Origin of the sequence: Pseudomonas sp. NCHU5216 (assembly GCF_052156495.1) — a bacterium.
Classification (GTDB): domain Bacteria; phylum Pseudomonadota; class Gammaproteobacteria; order Pseudomonadales; family Pseudomonadaceae; genus Aquipseudomonas.
Genome location: NZ_JBQLIX010000008.1, coordinates 90151 through 113245, shown reverse-complemented (window position 1 = coordinate 113245; position 23095 = coordinate 90151). Strand labels below are relative to the sequence as shown.

Below are 23095 nucleotides of genomic sequence, written 5' to 3'. Positions count from 1 at the left end.
CCATGGCGCGCCTGTTTGGCCTGCTGCTGCTGATCGCCGGCATCCTCTATCCCTTCGCCGTCTACTACGGCATGGAACACTGGTCGCCACGAGTGTTCGCTGCGTTGCTCGGCGGGCTCTGGCTGGCCCGTGCGTTGACGGCACGTCGCCGCCCCGGAGGTCTGTGGCTGGCCGTGGCGGCGCTGGCGTTCTGCCTGCTGCTCGCAGTTGCGGACGAGCCGGCCCTGCTGCGCTGGTACCCGGTATTGCTCAACCTGATGCTGCTGGCGCTGTTCGGCCTCAGCCTGAAGTTCGGCCCGCCGCTGGTGGAGCGCCTGGCACGTCTGCGTGAGCCGCAGCTGCCGGACGTCGCGGTGCGCTACACCCGCACCGTCACCAAGGTCTGGGCCCTGTTCTTCCTCGGTAATACCGTGCTGCTGATGGCACTGGCGATGTGGGCACCGCTTTCCTGGTGGACGCTCTACACCGGATTTATCTCTTACGGCCTGATCGGCCTGTTGTTCGCTGGCGAATGGTTGATCCGTCAGCAGGTAAGGAAGCACGAATGACCTGGTTACCTATCACCGACCTGCTGCTGGAAGCTGACCCCGAGCGCCAGGTTGCCCTGGAACCGGCCCTGCATCATCCGCAGTTGCGCGAACGCGCCTTGCGCCTGGCTGCCGCTCTGCAGGCGCGAAGCGTGGAGCGCGTGGCGCTGTATCTGGAGGATGCCGGCGAGCTAGCCATCGCCCTGCTCGGCGCCTGGCGCGCCGGGGTGCAGGTGTTGCTGCCCGCCGACGCCCAGACGCAGACACGCCAGCGCCTGACAGATCAGGTTGACCTGTGGCTGGACGACCTGAGCGAGCTGGATGCCGAGCCTCTGCCTGGCGCCCACCTGCTGCCCGAGCACTGCCACCTGACGCTGTGCACCTCAGGTTCCAGCGGCGAGCCCAAACTGATCGACAAGAGCCTGGAGCAACTGAGCAACGAGGTCGAAGCCCTGGAGCATTTGTGGGGTGAGAACCTGGGCCAGGCCACTATCCTCGGCAGTGTCGCCTGTCAGCATATCTACGGCCTGCTGTTCCGCCTGCTCTGGCCACTGTGCGCCGGTCGCCCGCTGTACCGCCGCACGCTGCCCTTTCCTGAAGACCTGCAGCAGGCCAGTCTTGGCCAGAGCGACTTTGCCTGGGTAGCCAGCCCGGCCTTGCTCAAGCGCATGGGCGACAACCTCGACTGGCCGGCGCTGAGCCGCGTCAAACAGGTGTTTTCCTCCGGCGGCTCCCTGCCGGCGGAAGCGGCCCAAGCACTGCAGCAGTGCCTGGGTCAGTGGCCGACGGAAATCTACGGAAGCTCGGAGACGGGCGGCATCGGCTGGCGCCAGGGCGACACAGCCTGGCAGCCATTCTCAGGCGTCCAGCTAAGCCTGGATGAGGCCGGCGCCCTGCGCATCACCTCGCCCTATCTAGCAGTCGGGCATATTGAGCAGAGTGCGGACGCCGCCGAGCTGGGCACGGATGGTCGCTTCGTCCTGCGCGGACGGCTCGATCGCATCGTCAAACTGGAGGAGAAACGTATCTCCCTGCCCATGATCGAGCAGGCATTGATCCACCATGATTGGGTTGCCGATGCGCGCCTGGGTGTCATTCAGGAAGGCCGCGCCTTCCTAGGTGCCGTGCTGGCGCTGAGCCCTGAAGGCCTGCACGCACTGCGCAACCAGGGCCGCCGTACACTGACCGAGACCCTGCGTAAACATCTGGCCGAGCATTGCGAAGTCATTGCCTTGCCGCGCCGCTGGCGCCTGTTACCGGAACTCCCTTACAGCAGCCAGGGCAAGCTGCCACAGAGCCAGATCGACGCCCTGCTGGCTGCGCCACGGCCTACACGGGTTGAACCCATCAGCATCAAAGAACGCGATGGCGAGTGGCTGCTGCAACTGTCCGTGCCACTGGATCTTGCCCACTTTACCGGCCACTTCCCCAAGACTCCGGTGCTACCGGGTGTGGTGCAGGTCGATTGGGCTCAGCATCTGGCGCGCCAACTGATCACCGACCTGCCGCCAAGCTTCGCCGGTATGGAAGTGCTCAAGTTCCAGCAGTTGGTGCGCCCCGGCGACACCCTGCAGCTATCCCTGCGTTTCGATGCAGAGCGCGGCAAGCTTTATTTCGCCTACCACAATGGCGAAGCAGCCTGCTCCTCCGGACGCATCCTACTGGAGCAGGCCCATGTCTGAGTCAGGCTTCCTGCCCTGCGCGGTTATCCCGGTCTACAACCACGAGCAGCCTCTGCCTGGGGTTGTCGAGGCACTGCGCAAGGCTGGCCTGCCCTGCCTGCTGGTGGACGATGGCTCGCATGCGGCCTGCGCAGCAGTCATGGACGAATTGGTTCGACAACCGCAGGTTCACCTGCTGCGTCTGCCGATCAACCAGGGCAAGGGCGGCGCGGTGACGGCCGGCCTGCGCGAAGCAGCGCGGCTTGGCTACAGCCATGCACTGCAGGTGGATGCCGACGCTCAGCATGACCTGAGCAAGCTCGAGACTTTTCTGGACACAGCGCGGCAGCATCCTCAGGCAATGATCTGCGGCTACCCGGAATATGATGCGAGCATACCAAGGGGTCGCCTCTACGCCCGCTACCTGACCCACATCTGGGTGTGGATCAACTGCTTGTCGTTGCAGATTCGCGACTCCATGTGTGGCTTTCGCGTCTACCCACTGCGCGCGACCCTGGCGCTGCTCGATACGGTCAAGCTTGGCCGCCGCATGGACTTCGACACCGAGATTCTGGTGCGTATGGCCTGGCGCGAGCAGCCCATGCTCTGGCTACCGACCCGTGTTCACTACCCGGAGGACGGCCTCTCGCACTTTCGCCTGTGGCATGACAACCTGCTGATTTCCTGCATGCACGCCAGACTATTCTTCGGCATGCTGGTGCGTGCACCACGGATCATCTGGCGCAGGTTGACCGCATGAGCGCGACAGGGGCAAAAGGTCACTGGGCCAAGCAGGGCGAGCGCGGCAGCTTCCTGCTGATGCGCTTTACCGCTGCCGCCGTGCGCCTTCTGGGCCGCCGCCCACTGACGCCACTTTTGTACCTGATCGTCCTGTACTTCTTCGTCTTTGGCCGGCGCGCGCGCGCCAGTATCGCCGAGTACCAGAACAACCTCGCGACCTGGGGCCGACGCCCCGAGCTGCGCCCCACATCCGGCTCCGTGCTGCGCCAGTTCCTCGCCTTCGCCGACAGCCTGCTGGACAAGCTGGATGTGTGGAACGGCCGCTTGCCGCTACAGCAACTGCAGCTCGTCGACCCTGACGATATGCGCGCCAGCCTGCACGACGGCAGCCGTGGGCAATTGCTGGTCGGTGCCCATCTGGGCAACCTGGAAGTCTGCCGCGCCCTGGCCGAACTGGGCGAGCGCGTACGCATGAACGTGCTGGTGCATACCAAGCATGCCGAGCGCTTCAACCGTCTGCTCGGCGAGTCAGGCGCCAGCCATCTGCGCCTGATCCAGGTCAGCGAGCTGGACCCGGCGATCATGCTGCAACTGGCCGAACGCCTCGAACGCGGCGAATGGCTGGCCATCGCCGGTGATCGCGTACCGCTGCATGGCGCCCGCCATGCCGTGGTCGACTTCCTCGGCCATCCCGCTGCATTCCCGCAAGGCCCCTGGCTGCTGGCCGGGCTGCTGCAGTGCCCGGTGAGCCTGGTGCACTGCCTGAAGATCGATGGCCACTATCAGGTACGCCTCGAACATTTTGCCGACAGCGTGCAATGGACGCGTCGCGACCGCGAGCGAGTCATTACCGAGTGGGCGCAACGCTATGCACAGCGCCTGGGCGAGCATTGCCTGGACGCGCCACAACAATGGTTCAACTTCTACCCCTTCTGGAAGCGAGATGACGACATACCAGCCTGAGCCGGTGATCTTCGGCGAGCGCGCCCTGACCATCGAGAACATCGTAGCCCTGTCCCAGCGCCAGGCCCGCGCCCAGTTGCAGGGCGATCCGGCCTACCGCGAGAAGATCGCCAAGGGCGCGCGTTTTCTCGACACCCTGCTGGACAAGGAAGGCGTGATCTATGGCGTCACCACCGGCTACGGCGACTCCTGCGTGGTCGCGGTGCCGCTGCATCAGGTCGAGGCATTGCCCCAACATCTGTTCACTTTCCACGGTTGTGGCCTGGGCAAAGTGCTTGACGCCCCCAGCACTCGTGCGGTGCTCGCCGCCCGCTTGCAGTCGCTGTGCCATGGTGTGTCAGGGGTACGCGTGGAATTGCTGGAGCGCTTGCAGGCGTTCATCGAGCACGACGTGCTGCCCTTGATCCCGGAAGAAGGCTCGGTCGGCGCCAGCGGCGATCTGACCCCGCTGTCCTACGTCGCCGCCACTCTCAGTGGCGAGCGCGACGTGCTGTACAAGGGCGAGCGCTGCAGCGCCGCCGACGTGCACCGCGAACTGGGTTGGACGCCGCTGACCCTGCGTCCGAAGGAAGCCCTGGCGCTGATGAACGGCACCGCTGTGATGACCGCCCTGGCCTGCCTGGCCTATGCCCGTGCCGACTATCTGCTGAAACTGGCGACACGCACCACCGCGCTCAACGTGATCGCCCTGGAAGGCAACCCGGAGCACTTCGACGAGCGTCTGTTCGCCGCCAAGCCGCACCCCGGGCAGACCCAGGTCGCCGCCTGGATTCGCCAGGACCTGGCTGTCGAGGCGCCGCTGCCGCCGCTGCATCGCCTGCAGGATCGCTACTCGATCCGCTGCGCGCCACACGTGCTCGGGGTACTGGCCGACAGCCTGGGGCTGCTGCGCCAGTTCATCGAGATCGAACTCAACAGCGCCAACGACAACCCGCTGTTCGACGCCGAAACCGAGCGCACTCTACATGGTGGCCACTTCTACGGCGGGCATATCGCCTTCGCCATGGACAGCCTGAAGAACCTGGTCGGCAACGTCGCCGATCTACTCGACCGCCAGCTCGCCCTGCTGGTCGATACCCGCTACAACCATGGTCTGCCGAGCAACCTGTCCGGTGCCCCGGCCGCCACGACGATGATCAACCACGGTTTCAAAGCCGTGCAAATCGGCGCCAGCGCCTGGACCGCCGAAGCCTTGAAGAACACCCTCCCGGCCAGCGTGTTCTCGCGCTCCACCGAATGCCACAACCAGGACAAGGTGAGCATGGGCACCATCGCCGCGCGCGATGCGCTACGCAGCCTGGAGCTGACCGAACAGGTCGCCGCCGCCACCCTGCTGGCCGCCAACCAGGGCGTGTGGCTGCGCGAGCGCGCCGGCAAGCGCGACATCCCCGCACCGCTGGCGGTTATGCGCACTCAGTTGGCCGAGGATTTCCCGCCGGTGATCGAAGACCGTGCCCTGGAAGGCGAGCTGCGCCTGTGCCTGGAGCGCATCCGCACCCAGCACTGGAGGCTGTATGCGTAAAGCCGGTGTGCTGCAGGCGGAAATCGAACTGCAGGTACAGTTCTACGACGTCGACATGATGGAAGTCGTCTGGCATGGGCACTACGTCAAATACTTCGAGCAGGCGCGCTGTGCCCTGCTCGACAAGCTCGGTCACAACTACCAGCAGATGCGCGACTCCGGCTACGCCTGGCCGGTGATCGACCTGCAGGTGCGCTATGTTCGTGGCGCTCAGTTCGCTCAACGCATCATCGTGCGTGCCGACCTGGTGGAGTGGGAAAGCCGCCTGAAGATCAACTACCTGATCAGTGATGCCGAGACGGGCGAGCGCATGACCCGTGGCAGTACCGTGCAAGTGGCCGTGGAAATCGCCACACGAGAAATGCAATTCAACTCGCCGCAGGTCTTTCTCGATGCCGTGCAGAGGGCCATCGCGTGACACGCCTTCTCTCTGCGGCGCTGGGTTTGACCCTCGCCACCATGGCCCAGCTTGCGCAGGCTTTCGACCTCAACCAGCTCAGCGCCCAGCTCGGTCAGCCGGAGGTGGTGCGCGGCCAGTTCATTCAGGAAAAGCACCTGCGCGCCCTGCCGCAACCACTGGTCAGCCGTGGCCGCTTCGTCCTCGCCAAGAACCATGGCCTGCTCTGGCTGCTCGAGCACCCATTGCAGCAAGACTACCGCATCGCCAAGCAAGGCATCGCCCGGCGTAGCGAGCAGGGCTGGCAGCTCGTCGCCCAACAGAGCGCCAGCGCTCGGCAGAATCGCCTGTTCCTTGCCGTGCTCAAGGGCGACACCAGCGGCCTGCGCCAGGACTTCGATCTGAGCCTGAGCGGCAGCGCCGAAGCCTGGCAGCTCGACCTGGCCCCGCGCAGCGTGCTGCTCAAGCAGATTTTCAAAGGTATCCACATCAACGGCGGCGCCCTGGTACAGCGTATCGAGCTGCAGGAAACCCAGGGCGACAGCACCGTGCTACGCCTGGAGAACAGCCAGGCTGACAACGCCCTGAGCGACTCGGAGCGACATGACTTCCAGAATTGAATACTGGGGGTCACGGCTCTTCCCGCTCGCCCTGCTTCTGCTGTGCGCCGTCGCCGCCTGGCAATGGCGCGCCGGCGCCCCCGTCTCGGCCAACCTGCTGGAGCTGGTACCCAGCGGCAAGCCGAACGCACTGCAAGAACAAGCCGTACAGCGCATGCAGGAGCCGCTCAACCGCGAACTGCTGGTGCTGATCAGCCACCCGCAGCGCGAACGAGCGCTGGCACTGGCTGCCGAGCTGGGTAAGCGCTGGCAGCAACAGGCGCTATTCGAGAAAGTGCAGTGGGATGTTCAGGCAGACCTGTCCAGCCTGCGCCAGCAACTGCTGGATCAACGCCTGGCGCTTCTGCCGGCAGCCGAGCGCCAGTTGTTGATCGACAAACCGGAAGCTTTCGTCGCAAGGCGCATGCAGGATCTGTTCGACCCGTTCGGTAGCCATGGCGCGGTCACCAGCAACGACGACCTGCTCGGTCTGAGTAGCCTGGTCGAGAACAATCTCCCACATCACAACAATATTCAGGTCGACCTCAGCGGTGCCCTGATCGCCGAAAGCGCAGGCACCACCTGGGCGCTGCTGCGCGCCCGCACCAAGGCTGACGCCTTCGATGGCAACCTGGCACTGGCGGTAGACGATCTGGTCAGCCAAACCCGCCAGGAAGTGCAGGCGCGCGGCGGCCAACTGCTCGCCGGCAGCGGGCTGCTGTACTCCGCCCACGGTCAGCGCGAGGCCACTCGCGAGATCAGCCTGATGGGCAGCATCGCCAGCACAGGCGCCCTGTTGATGATGCTGCTGGTGTTTCGCCGGGTGCGCGTCTTGCTGGCGTTCGTTCCCGTCGCCATCGGCGTGCTTGCCGGGCTCACGGCCTGCGTCGCGGTGTTCGGCCATATCCACGTCATGACCCTGGTGCTAGGCGCCAGCCTGATCGGCGTGGCCATCGACTACCCCCTGCACCTGCTGTCGAAGAGCTGGACGCTGCAGCCCTGGGATAGCTGGCGGGCGCTGCGCGTCACCCTGCTCGGCCTGAGCCTCGGCCTGGTGACCAACGTCATCGGCTATCTGGCTCTGGCTTTCACCCCCTTTCCAGCCCTCAAGCAGGTGGCGATCTTCTCCGCAGCCGGCCTGCTCGGCGCCTACCTGAGCACCCTGTTCTTGCTGCCCCCCCTGCTAGGCAAGGTCGAGATTCGCCCCTGGCAGCCGCCACTGGCGCAAGCGCAACGCCTGCTCAGATGGCGTGAGGCCCTGCTACGCCGACTGTCTACCCCCTGGCTGCTGGCGATCTTCGCGCTGTTCTGCATCGGCGGTCTGCTGCAGCTTTCGCACAAGGACGACCTGCGCCAGTGGGCCAGCGTGCCGCCACAGTTACCGGAACAATCGAAAGCCATCAGCCAGATCATCGGCATGCAGCCCACCAGCCAGTTCTTCCTGGTACGCGGTCAGGACGAAGAGCAGTTGCTGCAGCGTCAACAGCAGTTGAGCCAGCGCCTCGACGAACTGGAGCAGCGAGGTCAGTTGACGAGCTACCAGGCCCTGAGCCAACTGATCGCGTCCCAGACACAACAGGAAGCCTTGCGACAAGCACTGACAAAGCTTCCACTTGCCAGTGCCCCGCTCACCGAACTGGGTATTCCGGCTCAAGCCATCGAGCAGGAAGTGAAGCACCTGCAAACCTTGCCCATAGCTGGGATCGCACAGGTGCTGGCAGGCCCACTGGGCGAACCGTGGCGACCGCTCTGGCTAGGGCCGACGGATGACGGCCAAGTCGCTGGACTGGTCAGCCTGCAAGGTCTGAGTGACAGCGATCTTCTGGCGCCCCTGGCCGAGGGGCTCGCCGGAGTGAAACTGGTTGACCGCCTCGGCGAGCTCAATCGCCTGTTCGCCGCCACCCAAGTCAGTACAGCGGAACTCAAGCTGGCCTCCTGTCTGTTGATCTTCGCCATCCTGTGCATCCCATTCGGCGCACGCGGTGCCGCTCGTGTGCTGGCCGTCTCGCTGCTGGCGGCATTGGCCAGCCTGGCCTGCCTGGGCTGGCTGGGACAGCCTTTGACGCTGTTCAGCCTGTTCGGCCTCTTGCTGGTCACCGCCATCGGCGTCGACTACGCCATCCTGATCCGCGAAAGGGTTGGCGGAGCGGCCACCAGCCTGCTCGGCACAGTGCTGTCGGCCATGACCACCTGGCTGTCTTTTGGCCTGCTGGCCTTATCGAGCACACCGGCGGTGAGCAATTTCGGTCTGACCATCAGCATCGGCCTGATCTTCAGCTTCCTCCTGGCTCCCTGGGCGGGTGACAGACAGGCCGAGGCGCAACCGGCATGACCCAACCTACGTTAGTCGTTACCCATCCAATTCAGCGCACGATGCGCCAGGCCTGCCCACAACCTTGAGGCGAAGAAATCGTCATGCAATCTCCTGAAATCGAACAGCGTCAGATCGTCGTTATCGGTGCAGGCCCGTCCGGAGCAATCGCGGCAGCCATTCTCAAACGCCAGGGGCATGACGTACTGGTGCTGGAGCGTCAGCGCTTCCCACGCTTTTCCATTGGTGAGAGCCTGCTCTCGCACTGCCTGGATTTCGTCGAGGAAGCCGGGATGCTCGAAGCCGTCCAGGCCGTAGGCTTCCAGACCAAGCATGGAGCCGCGTTCGCCTGGGGCGAGCGTTACACCAGCTTCGATTTTCGCGACAAATTCACCGAGGGCAAGGGCTCGACCTACCAGGTGACCCGCGCCGACTTCGACAAGCTCTTGGCCGACGAAGCCGCGCGTCAGGGTGTGGAGATTCGTTATGAAGAGGAAATCTTCGCTGCCGACTTCTCGGGTGACTGCCCGCGCCTGTGCGTACGCCGCCTCATCGATGCGCATGAGTACCAAGTCGAATGTGCCTTCGTCCTCGATGCCAGTGGCTACGGCCGAGTTCTGCCCCGCCTGCTCGACCTCGATACGCCATCGACATTCCCGGTGCGCCGCGCGGTGTTCACCCACATTGAGGACAATATCGACCCAGCCTCGGGCTTCAACCGCGAGATGATCCTCATCACCACCCATCCGACCTTGCGCGACGTGTGGTTCTGGACGATTCCGTTCAGCAACGGCCACTGCTCGCTGGGCGTGGTCGCTGCAGCCGAGCACTATGAAAACTATCCTCAGGATCTCGACGCCTGCCTTAAACAGTTCGTCGCCGAGACACCGTCACTGAGCAAGGTGCTGGCCAACTCCGTGTGGGATACCCCAGCACGCGAGATCGACGGTTACTCGGCCAACGTCAAGAGCCTGCACGGGCCGGGCTTCGCCCTGTTGGGCAATGCCGCCGAGTTCCTCGACCCGGTATTCAGCTCCGGTGTGACCATCGCCATGCGCTCGGCGAGCATGGCTGCAGGCTTGCTACATCGCCAGCTGAGCGGCGAGAGGGTGGACTGGGAGCAGGAATTCGCCCTGCCGCTCAAGCGCGGCGTGGATACGTTCCGTGTCTACGTGCAGGGTTGGTACGATGGCTCCTTCCAGGACGTGATCTACTACGAAAACGCATCACCGGATATCCGCCGCATGATCAGCTCGATTCTCGCCGGTTACGCCTGGGATACCCAGAACCCCTACGTGGCAGAACCCAAGCGCCGGCTCGGCGTGCTGGCAGAGTTCTGCGCCCCCGAACTGACAAAGGAGTGTCGATGAACAGCGACCACCCCGTAGCGGCCACCTATGTCGAAGAAACCCGCTTCGGCTTCTGGTTCCTGCAAAGCCACGTGTGGCAACACCATGTGCTGCGCGTGGCCATCAACGACCTGCAGCGCCTGCTTGGTGCGTCTCAGCCGCAAGCACCAGTGTTGCTCGATGCAGGTTGCGGCCAGGGGCGCTCATTCCGTCTGCTGCAGCAAGCCTTCGCTCCAGCCCGCCTGATCGGTCTCGATGCCGATCCACACAGCCTCGATTGCTCACGCCACGAAGCCGAGCGCCTGGGCCTCGAGGTCGAGCTGGTGGCAAGCGATTGCGCCGCCATCGACCTGCCCGACGCCAGCGTCGACCTGTTGTTCTGCCACCAGACGCTGCACCATCTGGTGGAGCAAGAGAAGGCGCTAGCCGAGTTCTGGCGCGTGCTCAAGCCCGGCGGCCGACTACTGCTGGCCGAGTCGACCAAGTACTACATCGACACCTGGGTGATTCGCTGGTTGTTCCGTCACCCGATGCACGTCCAGCGTAGCGCCCAGCAATACCTGGACATGCTCAGCGCTCAGGGCTTCGAGTTCGCCGCCGACGGCATCTCCTACCCCTACCTGTGGTGGAGCCGGGCCAAGGACTTCGGGCTGCTCGAACGCTGGGGTCTGATGCGGCCGAAGCCCGTCGGCCAGCGCAACGAAACCCTGCTCAACGTGGTGGCCCGCAAACCGCTATGAGCCGCCTTGTTCTGCTTCTCGCCAGCCTTCTGCTCGCGGCCTGTGCCGCGCGCACGCCGCTGCCCGAGAGAATGCCGGCGCTCGTCGCCCAATTGCCGCTGAGCCTGCAGATCCAGCGCCAGCAAGGCGCGAGCCGAGAGGACTGGCTGCTGGTGATCCAGCGTGAAGATCAGGCTCTGCGCTGGTCATTGCTCGACCCGCTGGGGATGCCGCTGGCCCGCCAGCGCCTGCAAGCCGGCACCTGGCACAATGACGGCCTGCTACCACCCAACCCCGAGGCCCGGGAGTTGTTCGCCGCCCTGCTGTTCGCCCTCAGCGAAGAAACTGCCCTGCCACACAGCTACCCTGCCGACACCTGGCGACGGCGAGCCGACGGGAGCCGCGAGCTGGCACCGCACTGGCAGGTAAACTACCGCACCGCACTGAGCTTCAGCCTCGCAGAACCTCGGCTGAGCTACCGGATAAGCGTATTGAATCAGGAAGACCGCAATTGATACCTAGCTACCTCAACGCACTCGGAGTTGTCTGCGCCCTCGGTGCCGGCAAACAGGCCGTTGCCGATGCGCTGTTCGCTGGCGATAGCAGTGGTATGCGCGCAGAGAATGGCTGGGTCAGCGGGCGCCAAGTGACCGTGGGTGCCGTACACGCCGAATTGCCAGCGATGCCCGCAGGCTTCGAGGCCGCGCACAGCCGCAACAACCAGTTGCTCCTGGCGGCGGCACTGCAGATCGAGCCCGAGCTGCGCCAGGCTATCCGTCAGCACGGTACGTTGCGTGTCGGTCTGGTGCTGGGTACCAGTACCTCGGGCATTCGCGAAGCCAGTGAGCACATCGCCCGCTACGTTCAGGACGGCCAATTGCCACGCGAATATACCTACGCCCAACAGGAAATGGCCGCACCGGCCACCTTTCTCGCCGAATGGCTGGGCCTGACGGGGCCCGTCTATTGTCAGTCCACAGCCTGTACCTCCAGCGCTCGTGCCCTGCTCAGCGCTCATCGCCTGCTTCAGCAAGGCATTTGCGACGCGGTGATCTGTGGCGGCGTGGACAGCCTGTGCCGCCTCACCCTCAACGGTTTCTCCGCGCTGGAAGCGGTTTCGCCCGCGCCGTGCAATCCGTTCTCGGTGAACCGCAACGGTATCAACATCGGCGAAGCGGCGGCACTCTTCCTGATGACCCGCGAGCAGGCCCCCATCGCCTTTTTCGGCGGTGGCGCCAGCTCAGACGCCCACCACATTTCCGCCCCGCACCCGGACGGCCTCGGCGCCCGTAGCGCGATGGAGAAAGCCTTGGCCAGCGCCAGGCTGGAGCCCGCCCAGATCGACTACCTCAACCTGCACGGCACCGCCACCCGGCACAACGACGCAATGGAAAGCAAAGCTGTCCACAACCTGTTTCCTGGTGGCGTGGCCTGCTCCTCGAGCAAACCCATGACCGGGCATACCCTAGGTGCAGCCGGCGCGCTGGAAGCCGCCTTCTGCTGGCTGACCCTGAGCGAGCACAACCCCCTTGCGCTGCTGCCACCGCACCTATGGGACGGGCAATGCGACCCGCAGTTGCAGCCGCTGCAACTGACCCAGCCGGGAGAGCGCCTGCAGCGCCAACAAGACCGCCACCTGATGAGCAACTCCTTCGCCTTTGGCGGTAACAACATCGCACTGATTATCGGAGATGCGCCATGAGCCTATGGCCCGTAGCCGAACTGGTACCCCACGCCGGCGATATGGTGCTGCTCGATGAAGTGCTGAGCTGCGACACGGAAGCGATAGAGGTGCGCCTCAGGGTACGCCCCGACGGTCTGCTCAGCGACAGCGACGGCAGCCTGCCGGCCTGGATCGGCATCGAGCTGATGGCGCAGGCCATCGCCGCTTTCGCCGGTATCCAGGCCAAGCGCGCCGGTTTGCCGGTGGAGCTGGGCTTTCTGCTCGGCACGCGCAAATACAGTTGCAACGTCGAGCGTTTCCCGGCTGGCAGCGAATTGCGCATCCGCGCCCTGTGTTCACTACAGGACGAAAGCGGCATGGGCGTGTTCGAGTGTCATATCGAAGGCCACGAGATACATGCCGAAGCCCGCCTCAATGTATTCCGCCCGCCGCAACCGGCGGTCTATCTACAAGAACCGCAAGAACCCTCCCATGACTGAAACCATCCTCGTCACTGGCTCCAGCCGCGGCATCGGCCGCGCCATCGCCTTGCGCCTGGCCCACTCGGGTCATGACATCGTCCTGCACTGCCGTTCGCGCCGCGATGAAGCCGAAGCCGTTCAGGTGCAGATCGCCGAAATGGGACGCCAAGTGCGCATCCTGCAATTCGACGTCTCCGACCGTGCTGCCTGCCGCGAAGCACTGGAAGCCGATATCCAAGCCCACGGCGCCTACTACGGCGTGGTCTGCAACGCCGGCCTGACCCGCGACGGTGCCTTCCCGGCGCTCTCCGAAGACGACTGGGATCAGGTGCTGCGCACCAACCTGGACGGCTTCTACAACGTGCTGCACCCGCTGACCATGCCGATGATCCGCCGTCGCGCAGCGGGACGCATCGTCTGCATCACCTCGGTATCGGGGCTGGTCGGTAACCGCGGCCAGGTCAACTACAGTGCCTCCAAGGCCGGTGTGATCGGTGCCGCCAAGGCTCTGGCCATCGAGCTGGCCAAACGCAAGATCACCGTCAACTGCGTGGCTCCAGGCCTGATCGATACCGAGATTCTCGACGAACAGGTGCCAGTGGACGAGATCCTCAAGATGATTCCGACCGGCCGCATGGGCACACCGGAGGAAGTCGCCGGTGCGGTGAACTTCCTGATGTCCAGCGAGGCGGCGTACATTACCCGCCAGGTTCTCGCAGTCAATGGCGGTTTGTGCTGATGAAGCGTGTAGTCGTCACCGGCATGGCCGGCATCACCTCGCTAGGCAGCGACTGGCCGACCATTTCGGCCAACTTCAAGGCTGGCAAGAGTGGCATCCGCCGTATGCACGAGTGGGATCGCTTCACCGAGCTGAACACCCGCCTGGGCGGACCGGTGGACGATTTCGTCCAGCCCAAGCACTGGAGCCGCAAGCAGGCCCGCAGCATGGGCCGGGTGTCCAAGCTGGCAGTGTTCGCCGCCGAGCGCGCGCTGGAGCACGCCGGCCTGCTCGGGGATCCGTGCATCACCGATGGACGCATGGGTGTAGCCTGCGGCTCGTCTACAGGTAGCACCGAAGAGGTCAAGGCCTTCGGCAATATGCTGCTGAACTCGGTAGCCGACGGCCTCAACGCCAACTCCTATATCCGCATGATGCCGCATACCACAGCGGCCAATATCAGCATCTTCTTCGGCCTCAAGGGCCGCCTGATCCCCACCTCCAGCGCCTGCACCAGCGGCAGCCAGGGTATCGGCTATGCCTACGAGGCGATCAAGTTCGGCCGTCTGAAGATGATGCTCGCCGGTGGCGCCGAAGAACTGTGCCCCACCGAGGCCATGGTCTTCGATGCGCTCTATGCCACCAGTCTGAAGAACGACGCGCCCCACACCAGCCCGCGTCCCTACGACACCGGCCGCGACGGCCTGGTGATCGGCGAAGGTGCCGGCATTCTGGTGCTCGAAGAGCTGGAGCACGCCCTCGCCCGTGGCGCCACCATCCATGCCGAGGTCGCCGGCTTCGGCTGCAACTCCGATGGCCAGCATGCGACCAAACCTGTGCAGGAAACCATGCGCGGGGCGATGCAACTGGCGCTGGACGACGCCGGCCTGGAGCCCTCGGCGATCGGCTACGTCAACGGTCATGGCACCGCCACCGAACAGGGCGATGTGGCTGAGACCCTGGCCACCAGCAGCCTGTTCGGCCCACGTATGCCGATCAGCTCGCAAAAGAGCTACTTCGGCCACACCCTCGGTGCCTGCGGCGCTCTGGAGTCCTGGTTCAGCATCGAGATGATGAACTCCGACAGCTATGCGCACACCCTGAACCTCGACCATATCGACCCGGCGTGCGGGGAACTGGACTACCTGCGTAGCGAGTTCCGCGAAATGAGCCACGAGTACGTGATGAACAACAACTTCGCCTTCGGTGGGGTCAACACATCGTTGATCTTCCGCCGCTGGCGCTGAGCTCTACCACCCAAAAGGAGTTACAAGGAATGACGCGGATCTACCGAATCCTGTCGCTGCTGGCCATGGCTCTGCTGCTAGGCGCCTGCACCAGCAAGCCCATCTACAACGCGGAGGAACATTTCTCACCGGAGATGGCAATCAGCGATAGTCAGATGCAGCGGGCGATCATCACGGCGCTGCACGATCGCCAGTGGGACGTGCAATCGGCCAAGCCCGGGCTGGTTCAGGCGGCAATCACCATTCGCGGCAGACACCACGCAGAAGTGGACATCCCCTACACACCTACGTCTTTTCAGATCATCTACCGCAGCAGTTGGGGGCTGGACTACAAGGACGGCAAGATCCATGGCAACTACAACCGCTGGGTCAACAAGCTGCGTGACAATATCCTTAAAGAGCTGAACGTTGACCCGCTCATCGAGTCAGTGAACGAGCTGGGAGCCGTCAACCAGGGCGTCGAAGGGGCCACTTATCTAGACTTTCAAGAGGGCGTCACCCGTGCAACCCAGGCAGGCCTTCTCGATGGCAGCGTGAAGTTCTATCTCGCCGGCCAGGCGGTGCAGGGCGAGGTTCGCAAGATCCGCACCGTGACCAGCAGCCGCAAGACCAACGGCTCCAACAAATCCGATGAAGAAGCCTGCGTGTGGGCGCTGCAGTCGGCGTTGGTGTCCTTGCAGAACGCGGCAAAAAAGGCTGGGGCCAATGCGGTGATCGACATTGCCAGCATCTACAAGCGCGACGTTTACAAAGACACCCAGAAATATCAGTGCCGTGCCGGCATGCTGATTGCCAGCGTGGCACTGCGGGGAGAGCTGGCTATCGTCAAGTAAACCGCTCCCAACCATGAACAAGGCCGCATCAGCGGCCTTGTTCATGGTCGTCAGTCATGGTATCGCACGGACAACTCATGCACCGCCTCGAAGAAGGCGCCAGCGTGCGCCGGGTTGACCTCCGGGGTGATGCCATGGCCGAGGTTGAAGACATGGCCGCTGCCAGCGCCGTAGGCCGCCAGGATGCGCGCTACCTCGGCACGGATCGCCGCCGGTTTGGCGTAGAGCACCGCCGGATCCATATTGCCCTGCAGGGCGACCTTGGCACCGACACGGGTGCGGGCGCTGCCGATGTCACAGGTCCAGTCCAGGCCTAGCGCTTCGGCGCCGGCCTCAGCCAGGGATTCGAGCCACAGGCCTCCGCCCTTGGTGAACAGAATCACCGGCACACGGCGACCGTCATGCTCGCGAATCAGACCGTCGACGATCTGCTTCATGTAGCGCAGGGAGAACTCCTGATAGGCCGCAGCCGACAGCGCACCGCCCCAGGAATCGAAGATCTGTACCGCCTGCGCCCCGGCCAGGACCTGCCCGTTAAGGTATGCCGTGACCGACTGCGCCAGCTTGTCGAGCAGCGCATGCAAGGCCTGCGGGTTGTCGTAGAGCATGGCTTTGGTCTTGCGGAAGTCCTTCGACGAACCGCCTTCGACCATGTAGGTGGCCAGTGTCCAGGGGCTGCCGGAGAAACCGATCAGCGGCACGCGGCCATTGAGTTCACGGCGAATGGTTCGCACGGCGTCCATCACGTAGCCCAGATCCTTCTCGGCATCGGTAACCGGCAACGCCTCGATGTCGGCCAGGCTGCTGATCACCTTCTTGAAGCGCGGGCCTTCGCCGGTCTCGAAGTACAGGCCCTGGCCCATGGCATCGGGAATGGTGAGGATGTCGGAGAAGAGGATCGCCGCATCCAGTTGCGGGTAGCGATCCAGCGGCTGGATGGTGACCTCGCAGGCCAGCGTGGGGTTCTTCATCAGGCTCACGAAGTCGCCAGCCTTGGCCCGGGTCGCGCGGTATTCCGGCAGATAGCGACCGGCCTGGCGCATCATCCAGACTGGCGTGACATCCACGGGTTGCTTGAGCAGGGCACGAAGGAAACGGTCGTTCTTCAGGGCGGTCATGGCAGCATCCAGCGAAAAAAGTGCGGGCATTTTCGCAGAGCGCAAAACAAAAGGCACGGAGGGAGCCGTGCCTTTTGTCCATCGTGACGATTTATCTCGCCTCTACTTGCCTTGCATCATCAGACGCCCAGGTAGTCGAGGATGCCTTCGGCGGCGTTCCTACCCTCGAAGATCGCCGTCACCACCAGGTCGGAACCGCGCACCATGTCGCCACCGGCGAAGATCTTCGGGTTGCTGGTCTGGTGCTTGAAGGTGTTCTTCTCCGGCGCCACGACGCGGCCCTGGCTGTCGGTCTGGATCTCGAACTGCTCGAACCAGGGCGCCGGGCTCGGACGGAAACCGAAAGCAATCAGCACGGCCTCGGCCGGGATGACTTCCTCGGAGCCTGGGATCGGCTCGGGGCTGCGACGGCCACGGGCGTCCGGCTCGCCGAGACGGGTCTCGACCACCTTGATGCCTTCCACCTTGCCGTCGCCGACGATGGCGATGGGCTGGCGGTTGAAGAGGAACTTAACGCCCTCTTCCTTGGCATTCTTCACTTCCTTGCGCGAGCCCGGCATGTTCTCTTCGTCACGGCGGTAGGCGCAGGTCACGGCCTTGGCGCCCTGACGGATGGAGGTGCGGTTGCAATCCATCGCGGTGTCGCCACCGCCGAGCACCACGACGCGCTTGCCCTTCATGTCGATGAAGTCTTCCGGCGACTTCTCGAAACCCAGGTTGCGATTGACGTTGGCGATGAGGAAGTCCAGCGCGTCATAGACGCCCGGCAGGTCTTCCCCCGGGAAACCGCCCTTCATGTAGGTGTAGGTGCCCATGCCCATGAACACGGCATCGTACTCATCCAGCAGTTGCTGCATGGTCACGTCCTTGCCGATCTCGGTGTTCAGACGGAACTCGATGCCCATGCCGCTGAAGACTTCACGGCGGCGGCTGAGCACGGTCTTTTCCAACTTGAACTCGGGGATGCCGAAGGTCAGCAGGCCACCGATTTCCGGGTTCTTGTCGAATACCACCGGGGTCACGCCGTTGCGTACCAGCACATCGGCACAGCCCAGGCCGGCAGGGCCTGCGCCAATCACCGCGACACGCTTGCCGGTCGGCTTGACCTTGGACATGTCCGGGCGCCAGCCCATGGCGAAGGCGGTGTCGGTGATGTACTTCTCCACCGAACCGATGGTCACCGCGCCGAAGCCGTCATTGAGGGTGCAGGCACCTTCGCAGAGGCGATCCTGCGGACACACTCGGCCGCAGACTTCCGGCAGGGTGTTGGTCTGGTGCGAGAGTTCGGCGGCGGCCAGGATGTTGCCTTCCGACACCAGCTTCAGCCAGTTGGGAATGAAGTTGTGCACCGGGCACTTCCACTCGCAATAGGGGTTGCCGCAGCCCAGGCAGCGATGCGCCTGGTCGGCAGCTTGCGCCGGCTTGAAGTTGTCGTAGATCTCGACGAATTCCTTCTTGCGCTGACGCAGCAGTTTCTTCTTCGGGTCTTTGCGCCCGACTTCGATGAACTGGAAGTCGTTGTTCAGACGTTCAGTCATTGCATTACCTCATAACAGCAGCGGCAAGCATCAAGCTGCAAGCTGCAAGACAATCACGTTGGATCGGCAAGCCCGGCGCTGCATCTGACTTGCAGCTTGGGGCTTGCCGCTTGCGGCTTTACTGTGGGTTGGCACGGGTGCTGGACAGCAGCGACTTCAGGCTGGCCGCTTTCGGTTTCACCAGCCAGAACTTGCGCAGGTAATCGTCCAGGTTTTCCAGCAGGTTCTGCCCCCACTCGCTACCGGTTTCCTCGACATACTCGGCGAGCACGCTTTCCAGGTGGCTGCGGTAGGCCTCCATCGCTTCATTGTTGATGCGTTGGATCTCCACCAGCTCGTGGTTGACGCGGTCGTAGAAGCCGTTGTCCATGTCCAGCACGTAGGCGAAGCCGCCGGTCATGCCCGAGCCGAAGTTGTAGCCAGTCTTGCCCAGTACGCAGACGAAACCACCCGTCATGTACTCGCAGCAGTGATCGCCAGTGCCTTCCACCACGGCATGGGCGCCGGAGTTGCGCACGGCGAAACGCTCACCCGCGGTGCCGGTAGCGAACAGCTTGCCGCCGGTGGCGCCGTACAGGCAGGTGTTGCCGATGATGGCGCTGTCCTCGGTGGCGAAGGGGCTGCCGGCAGGCGGGGTGATGACGATCTTGCCGCCGGTCATGCCCTTGCCCACGTAGTCGTTGGCGTCACCTTCCAGGCGCAGGTGCAAGCCACCGGCGTTCCACACGCCGAAGCTCTGCCCGGCAGTGCCCTTGAAGCGGAAGGTGATCGGCGCGCCGCTCATGCCCTGGTTGCCATGCACACGGGCGATCTCACCGGAAACACGCGCGCCGATGGAGCGGTCGCAGTTGCCGATGTTCAGCTCGTACTCACCACCAGTCTTGCCGGCGATGGCATCCTTGGCCATGTCCACCATCTGCTCGGCCAGGCGACCTTCGTCGAACGGCGGGTTCTTCGGCATCTGGCAGAACTGCGGTTTATCGGCCGGGATATGCGCGCTGGCCAGCAGCGGCGACAGATCCAGATTGCCCTGCTTGGCGGTTTCGCCCGGCAGCACATCGAGCAGGTCGGTACGCCCGATCAGCTCTTCCAGGCTGCGCACGCCCAGCTTGGCCAGCCACTCGCGGGTTTCCTCGGCGACGTAGGTGAAGAAGTTCATCACCATATCGACGGTGCCGATGAAGTGATCCTTGCGCAGCTTGTCGTTCTGCGTGGCTACGCCGGTGGCGCAGTTGTTCAGGTGGCAGATGCGCAAGTATTTGCAGCCCAGAGCCACCATCGGCGCGGTGCCGAAGCCGAAGCTTTCGGCGCCGAGGATGGCCGCCTTGATCACGTCCAGGCCAGTCTTCAGACCACCGTCGGTCTGCACCCGCACCTTGCCGCGCAGGTCGTTGCCGCGCAGGGTCTGGTGGGTTTCGGCCAGACCCAGTTCCCAGGGCGCGCCGGCATAACGGATGGAGGTCAGCGGCGATGCGCCAGTACCACCGTCATAACCGGAAATGGTGATCAGGTCGGCATAGGCCTTGGCCACACCGGCGGCGATGGTGCCGACACCGGCCTCGGCCACCAGCTTGACCGACACCAGCGCCTTGGGGTTGACCTGCTTGAGGTCATAGATCAGCTGCGCCAGGTCTTCGATGGAATAGATGTCGTGGTGCGGTGGCGGCGAGATCAGGGTCACGCCCGGCACGGCGTAGCGCAGCTTGGCGATCAGACCGTTGACCTTGCCGCCCGGCAGTTGGCCGCCCTCACCAGGCTTGGCGCCCTGGGCCACCTTGATCTGCAGCACTTCGGCGTTGACCAGGTATTCCGGGGTCACACCAAAGCGGCCGGTAGCCACCTGCTTGATCTTGGAGCTCTTGATGGTGCCGTAGCGGGCCGGGTCTTCGCCGCCCTCACCGGAGTTGGAGCGACCACCCAGGCGGTTCATCGCCTCGGCCAGCGCCTCGTGCGCCTCCGGCGACAGCGCGCCGAGGGAGATGCCGGCAGCGTCGAAACGCTTGAAGATCGACTGCAGCGGCTCGACTTCGTCCAGGGAAATCGGCGTGGCGGATTCCTTGACCTTGAGCAGGTCGCGGATCATCGACACCGGGCGGGTGTCGACCAGCGTCGAGTATTCCTTGTACTTGGCGTAGTTGCCCTGCTGCACGGCTTCCTGCAGGGTGCGCACCACATCCGGGTTGTAGGCGTGGTACTCGCCGCCGTAGACGAACTTGAGCAGGCCGCCCTGCTGGATCGGCTTGCGGTTGTTCCAGGCCTCGAAGGACAGCAGCTTCTGCTCGTTTTCGATATCGACGAAACGCGCGCCCTGGATGCGGCTAGCCACACCCCGGAAGCACAACTCGGTGACTTCGTCGGCCAGGCCGACCGCCTCGAACAGTTGCGCACCGCGATAGGACGCGACCGTGGAGATGCCCATCTTCGACAGGATCTTCAGCAGGCCCTTGGAGATGCCCTTGCGGTAGTACTTGAAGACTTCGTACAGATCACCCAGCACTTCGCCGGTGCGGATCAGGTCACCCAGCACTTCGTAGGCCAGGAACGGATACACCGCCGAAGCACCGAAGCCCAGCAGCACAGCGTAGTGGTGCGGGTCACGGGCGGTGGCGGTTTCCACCAGGATGTTGCAGTCGCAACGCAGGCCCTTCTCCACCAGGCGGTGATGCACGGCGCCAGTGACCAGCGATGCATGCGCCGGTAGCTTGCCCGGGGCGATGTGGCGGTCGCTCAGTACCAGCAGCACCTTGCCGGCGCGCACGGCTTCCTCGGCCTGGTCGGCCATGTTGCGCACGGCGGCTTCCAGGCCCAGCGACTCGTCGTAGTTCATGTCGATGACATGACGGTCGAAGCCGGGGCGATCCAGGTTCATCAGCGCGCGCCACTTGGCCGGCGAGATCACCGGGCTGCTGAGGATCACGCGGGTGGCGTGCTCCGGCGACTCGCTGAAGATGTTGCGCTCGGCGCCCAGGCAGATTTCCAGGGACATGACGATCGCTTCACGCAGCGGGTCGATCGGCGGGTTGGTGACCTGGGCGAACTGCTGGCGGAAGTAGTCGTAGGGCGAACGCACGCGCTGGCTGAGCACCGCCATCGGCGTGTCGTCGCCCATGGAGCCCACGGCTTCCTGGCCCTGCTCGCCGAGCGGGCGCAGCACTTGGTCACGTTCCTCGAAGGTGACCTGGAACATCTTCATGTACTGCTTGAGCTGATCCGGGTCGTAGAAGGCCGAACCATGGTCGCGGTCTTCCAGCGTCGCCTTGATGCGCTGGGCATGCTTGCGCAGCCACAGCTTGTAGGGGTGACGCGACTTCAGGCGGCTGTCGATGGACTCGGTGTCGAGCACCTGGCCGGTCTCGGTGTCGACGGCGAGAATCTGCCCCGGGCCGACACGGCCCTTGGCGATGACGTCCTCGGGCTGGTAGTCCCACACGCCGATTTCCGAGGCCAGGGTGATGTAGCCGTTCTTGGTGGTGACCCAGCGCGCCGGGCGCAGACCGTTACGGTCGAGCAGGCACACGGCATGGCGGCCATCGGTCAGCACCACGCCGGCCGGGCCATCCCAGGGCTCCATATGCATGGAGTTGTATTCGTAAAACGCGCGCAGGTCGGCATCCATGGTCTCGACGTTCTGCCAGGCCGGCGGAATGATCATGCGCAGGCCGCGGAACAGGTCGATGCCGCCGGTGACCATCAGCTCGAGCATGTTGTCCATGCTCGAGGAGTCGGAGCCGACACGGTTGACCAGCGGGCCCAACTCGTCGAGATCGGGGATCAGCTCGTTGGCAAACTTGGTGCGACGGGCCTGCGCCCAGTTGCGGTTACCGGTGATGGTGTTGATCTCGCCATTGTGCGCGAGATAACGGAAGGGCTGCGCCAGCGGCCACTTCGGCAGGGTGTTGGTGGAGAAGCGCTGGTGGAAGACCGCGATGGCAGTCTGCAGGCGCTCGTCGCCCAGATCCGGGTAGAACTGCTGCAGATCCGCCGGCATCATCAGGCCTTTGTAGATGATGGTCTTGTGCGAGAAGCTGCAGATGTAGTGATCGGCGTCGTCGGCATTGGCCACCGACGAGCGGCGACGGGCGCTGAACAACTTGATGGCGAATTCCTGGTCAGACAGACCTTCGCCGCCGATGAACACCTGCTCGATCTGCGGCAGACGCTCCAGCGCCAGCCGGCCGAGCACGCTGGTGTCGATCGGCACCTTGCGCCAGCCTACCAGTTGCAGACCGGCGGCCAGGATTTCGCGGTTCATGTTCTCGCGCGCGGCCTCGGCCTTGGCCGAATCCTGATTGAGGAACACCATGCCCACGGCATATTGCCCAGGCAGTTCGACGCCGAATTGCTCCTGGGCGACAGCACGCAGGAATTGATCGGGCTTCTGGATCAGCAGGCCGCAGCCATCACCGGTCTTGCCGTCGGCGTTGATACCGCCGCGGTGAGTCATGCAGGTGAGGGCCTCAATAGCGGTCTTGAGCAGGTGATGACTAGCCTCACCTTGCATATGGGCGATCAAGCCGAAGCCGCAGTTATCCTTGAACTCATCAGGACGGTACAAACCTGCTTTCATAGGGGAAACTCTCACCAGGCTGCCTGTATTCCAGGCAAATTACTTTCTAATTCAATCGCTTAAGCCCGAATCGCGGGCACGAGCCAGCTTTGCGTAGGCAAAAGGGAGGTCATTGTACATATCCACCCATTACGTCACAA

19 protein-coding genes are annotated in these 23095 nt (G+C 63.9%); 16 read left to right on the top strand and 3 right to left on the bottom strand.

Annotation, left to right across the window (positions count from 1 at the left end; all coding sequences use genetic code 11):
* Window positions 1–2: 2 nt before the first annotated feature.
* From ACSVIK_RS08820 to ACSVIK_RS08745, 16 genes are all read left to right on the top strand, one after another.
* Window positions 3–548: a hypothetical protein gene (locus ACSVIK_RS08820; protein WP_442443965.1), complete on the top strand. Its 546-nt coding sequence runs from the start codon at window positions 3–5 to the stop codon at window positions 546–548.
* Window positions 545–2209, top strand: coding sequence for an AMP-binding protein (locus tag ACSVIK_RS08815; RefSeq protein WP_442443964.1), 1665 nt, complete (start codon window positions 545–547; stop codon window positions 2207–2209). Before ACSVIK_RS08820 ends, ACSVIK_RS08815 begins: the two co-directional genes overlap by 4 nt.
* Complete coding sequence (locus ACSVIK_RS08810; protein ID WP_442443963.1) at window positions 2202–2948, top strand: glycosyltransferase family 2 protein; 747 nt, start codon at window positions 2202–2204, stop codon at window positions 2946–2948. Before ACSVIK_RS08815 ends, ACSVIK_RS08810 begins: the two co-directional genes overlap by 8 nt.
* Window positions 2945–3892 (top strand): LpxL/LpxP family acyltransferase, encoded by a 948-nt coding sequence (locus ACSVIK_RS08805; RefSeq protein ID WP_442443962.1) that lies wholly within the window; start codon window positions 2945–2947, stop codon window positions 3890–3892. Before ACSVIK_RS08810 ends, ACSVIK_RS08805 begins: the two co-directional genes overlap by 4 nt.
* Complete coding sequence (locus ACSVIK_RS08800) at window positions 3873–5414, top strand: HAL/PAL/TAL family ammonia-lyase (protein WP_442443961.1); 1542 nt, start codon at window positions 3873–3875, stop codon at window positions 5412–5414. The genes ACSVIK_RS08805 and ACSVIK_RS08800 overlap by 20 nt, the downstream gene beginning before the upstream one ends.
* Complete coding sequence (locus tag ACSVIK_RS08795) at window positions 5407–5832, top strand: acyl-CoA thioesterase (RefSeq protein ID WP_442443960.1); 426 nt, start codon at window positions 5407–5409, stop codon at window positions 5830–5832. The genes ACSVIK_RS08800 and ACSVIK_RS08795 overlap by 8 nt, the downstream gene beginning before the upstream one ends.
* Before the next feature lie 41 nt (window positions 5833–5873).
* Entirely contained in the window at window positions 5874–6431 is a 558-nt protein-coding gene (locus tag ACSVIK_RS08790; protein ID WP_442444016.1) for an outer membrane lipoprotein carrier protein LolA, read from the top strand.
* Complete coding sequence (locus ACSVIK_RS08785) at window positions 6415–8742, top strand: MMPL family transporter (RefSeq protein ID WP_442443959.1); 2328 nt, start codon at window positions 6415–6417, stop codon at window positions 8740–8742. The genes ACSVIK_RS08790 and ACSVIK_RS08785 overlap by 17 nt, the downstream gene beginning before the upstream one ends.
* Before the next feature lie 83 nt (window positions 8743–8825).
* On the top strand, window positions 8826–10091 hold the full coding sequence (locus ACSVIK_RS08780; protein WP_442443958.1) for an NAD(P)/FAD-dependent oxidoreductase: 1266 nt from the start codon (window positions 8826–8828) through the stop codon (window positions 10089–10091).
* The gene (locus ACSVIK_RS08775) at window positions 10088–10810 is read left to right on the top strand and encodes a class I SAM-dependent methyltransferase (protein WP_442443957.1); all 723 of its coding nucleotides are present in this window, start codon (window positions 10088–10090) and stop codon (window positions 10808–10810) included. Before ACSVIK_RS08780 ends, ACSVIK_RS08775 begins: the two co-directional genes overlap by 4 nt.
* Window positions 10807–11304 (top strand): hypothetical protein, encoded by a 498-nt coding sequence (locus ACSVIK_RS08770; RefSeq protein ID WP_442443956.1) that lies wholly within the window; start codon window positions 10807–10809, stop codon window positions 11302–11304. The genes ACSVIK_RS08775 and ACSVIK_RS08770 overlap by 4 nt, the downstream gene beginning before the upstream one ends.
* Window positions 11304–12491, top strand: coding sequence for a beta-ketoacyl-[acyl-carrier-protein] synthase family protein (locus tag ACSVIK_RS08765; protein ID WP_442444015.1), 1188 nt, complete (start codon window positions 11304–11306; stop codon window positions 12489–12491). The genes ACSVIK_RS08770 and ACSVIK_RS08765 overlap by 1 nt, the downstream gene beginning before the upstream one ends.
* A complete protein-coding gene (locus ACSVIK_RS08760; protein ID WP_442443955.1) occupies window positions 12488–12952 on the top strand; it encodes a hotdog family protein in 465 nt (154 codons plus the stop codon). The genes ACSVIK_RS08765 and ACSVIK_RS08760 overlap by 4 nt, the downstream gene beginning before the upstream one ends.
* Window positions 12945–13673, top strand: coding sequence for a 3-oxoacyl-ACP reductase FabG (fabG, locus tag ACSVIK_RS08755; RefSeq protein WP_442443954.1), 729 nt, complete (start codon window positions 12945–12947; stop codon window positions 13671–13673). The genes ACSVIK_RS08760 and fabG overlap by 8 nt, the downstream gene beginning before the upstream one ends.
* Window positions 13673–14899, top strand: coding sequence for a beta-ketoacyl-ACP synthase (locus ACSVIK_RS08750; protein ID WP_442443953.1), 1227 nt, complete (start codon window positions 13673–13675; stop codon window positions 14897–14899). The genes fabG and ACSVIK_RS08750 overlap by 1 nt, the downstream gene beginning before the upstream one ends.
* Window positions 14900–14928: 29 nt before the next feature.
* On the top strand, window positions 14929–15732 hold the full coding sequence (locus ACSVIK_RS08745) for a hypothetical protein (RefSeq protein ID WP_442443952.1): 804 nt from the start codon (window positions 14929–14931) through the stop codon (window positions 15730–15732).
* A 50-nt stretch (window positions 15733–15782) separates the two neighbouring features.
* On the opposite strand, the gene hemE is transcribed toward ACSVIK_RS08745, so the two are convergent.
* The 3 genes from hemE to gltB all read right to left on the bottom strand — a co-directional run bounded on the left by hemE (window position 15783) and on the right by gltB (window position 22955).
* Window positions 15783–16850 (bottom strand): uroporphyrinogen decarboxylase, encoded by a 1068-nt coding sequence (gene hemE, locus ACSVIK_RS08740; RefSeq protein ID WP_442443951.1) that lies wholly within the window; start codon window positions 16848–16850, stop codon window positions 15783–15785.
* A 119-nt stretch (window positions 16851–16969) separates the two neighbouring features.
* Complete coding sequence (locus ACSVIK_RS08735) at window positions 16970–18388, bottom strand: FAD-dependent oxidoreductase (protein ID WP_442443950.1); 1419 nt, start codon at window positions 18386–18388, stop codon at window positions 16970–16972.
* Between the two features lie 118 nt (window positions 18389–18506).
* A complete protein-coding gene (gene gltB / locus ACSVIK_RS08730; protein ID WP_442443949.1) occupies window positions 18507–22955 on the bottom strand; it encodes a glutamate synthase large subunit in 4449 nt (1482 codons plus the stop codon).
* Window positions 22956–23095 lie beyond the last annotated feature (140 nt).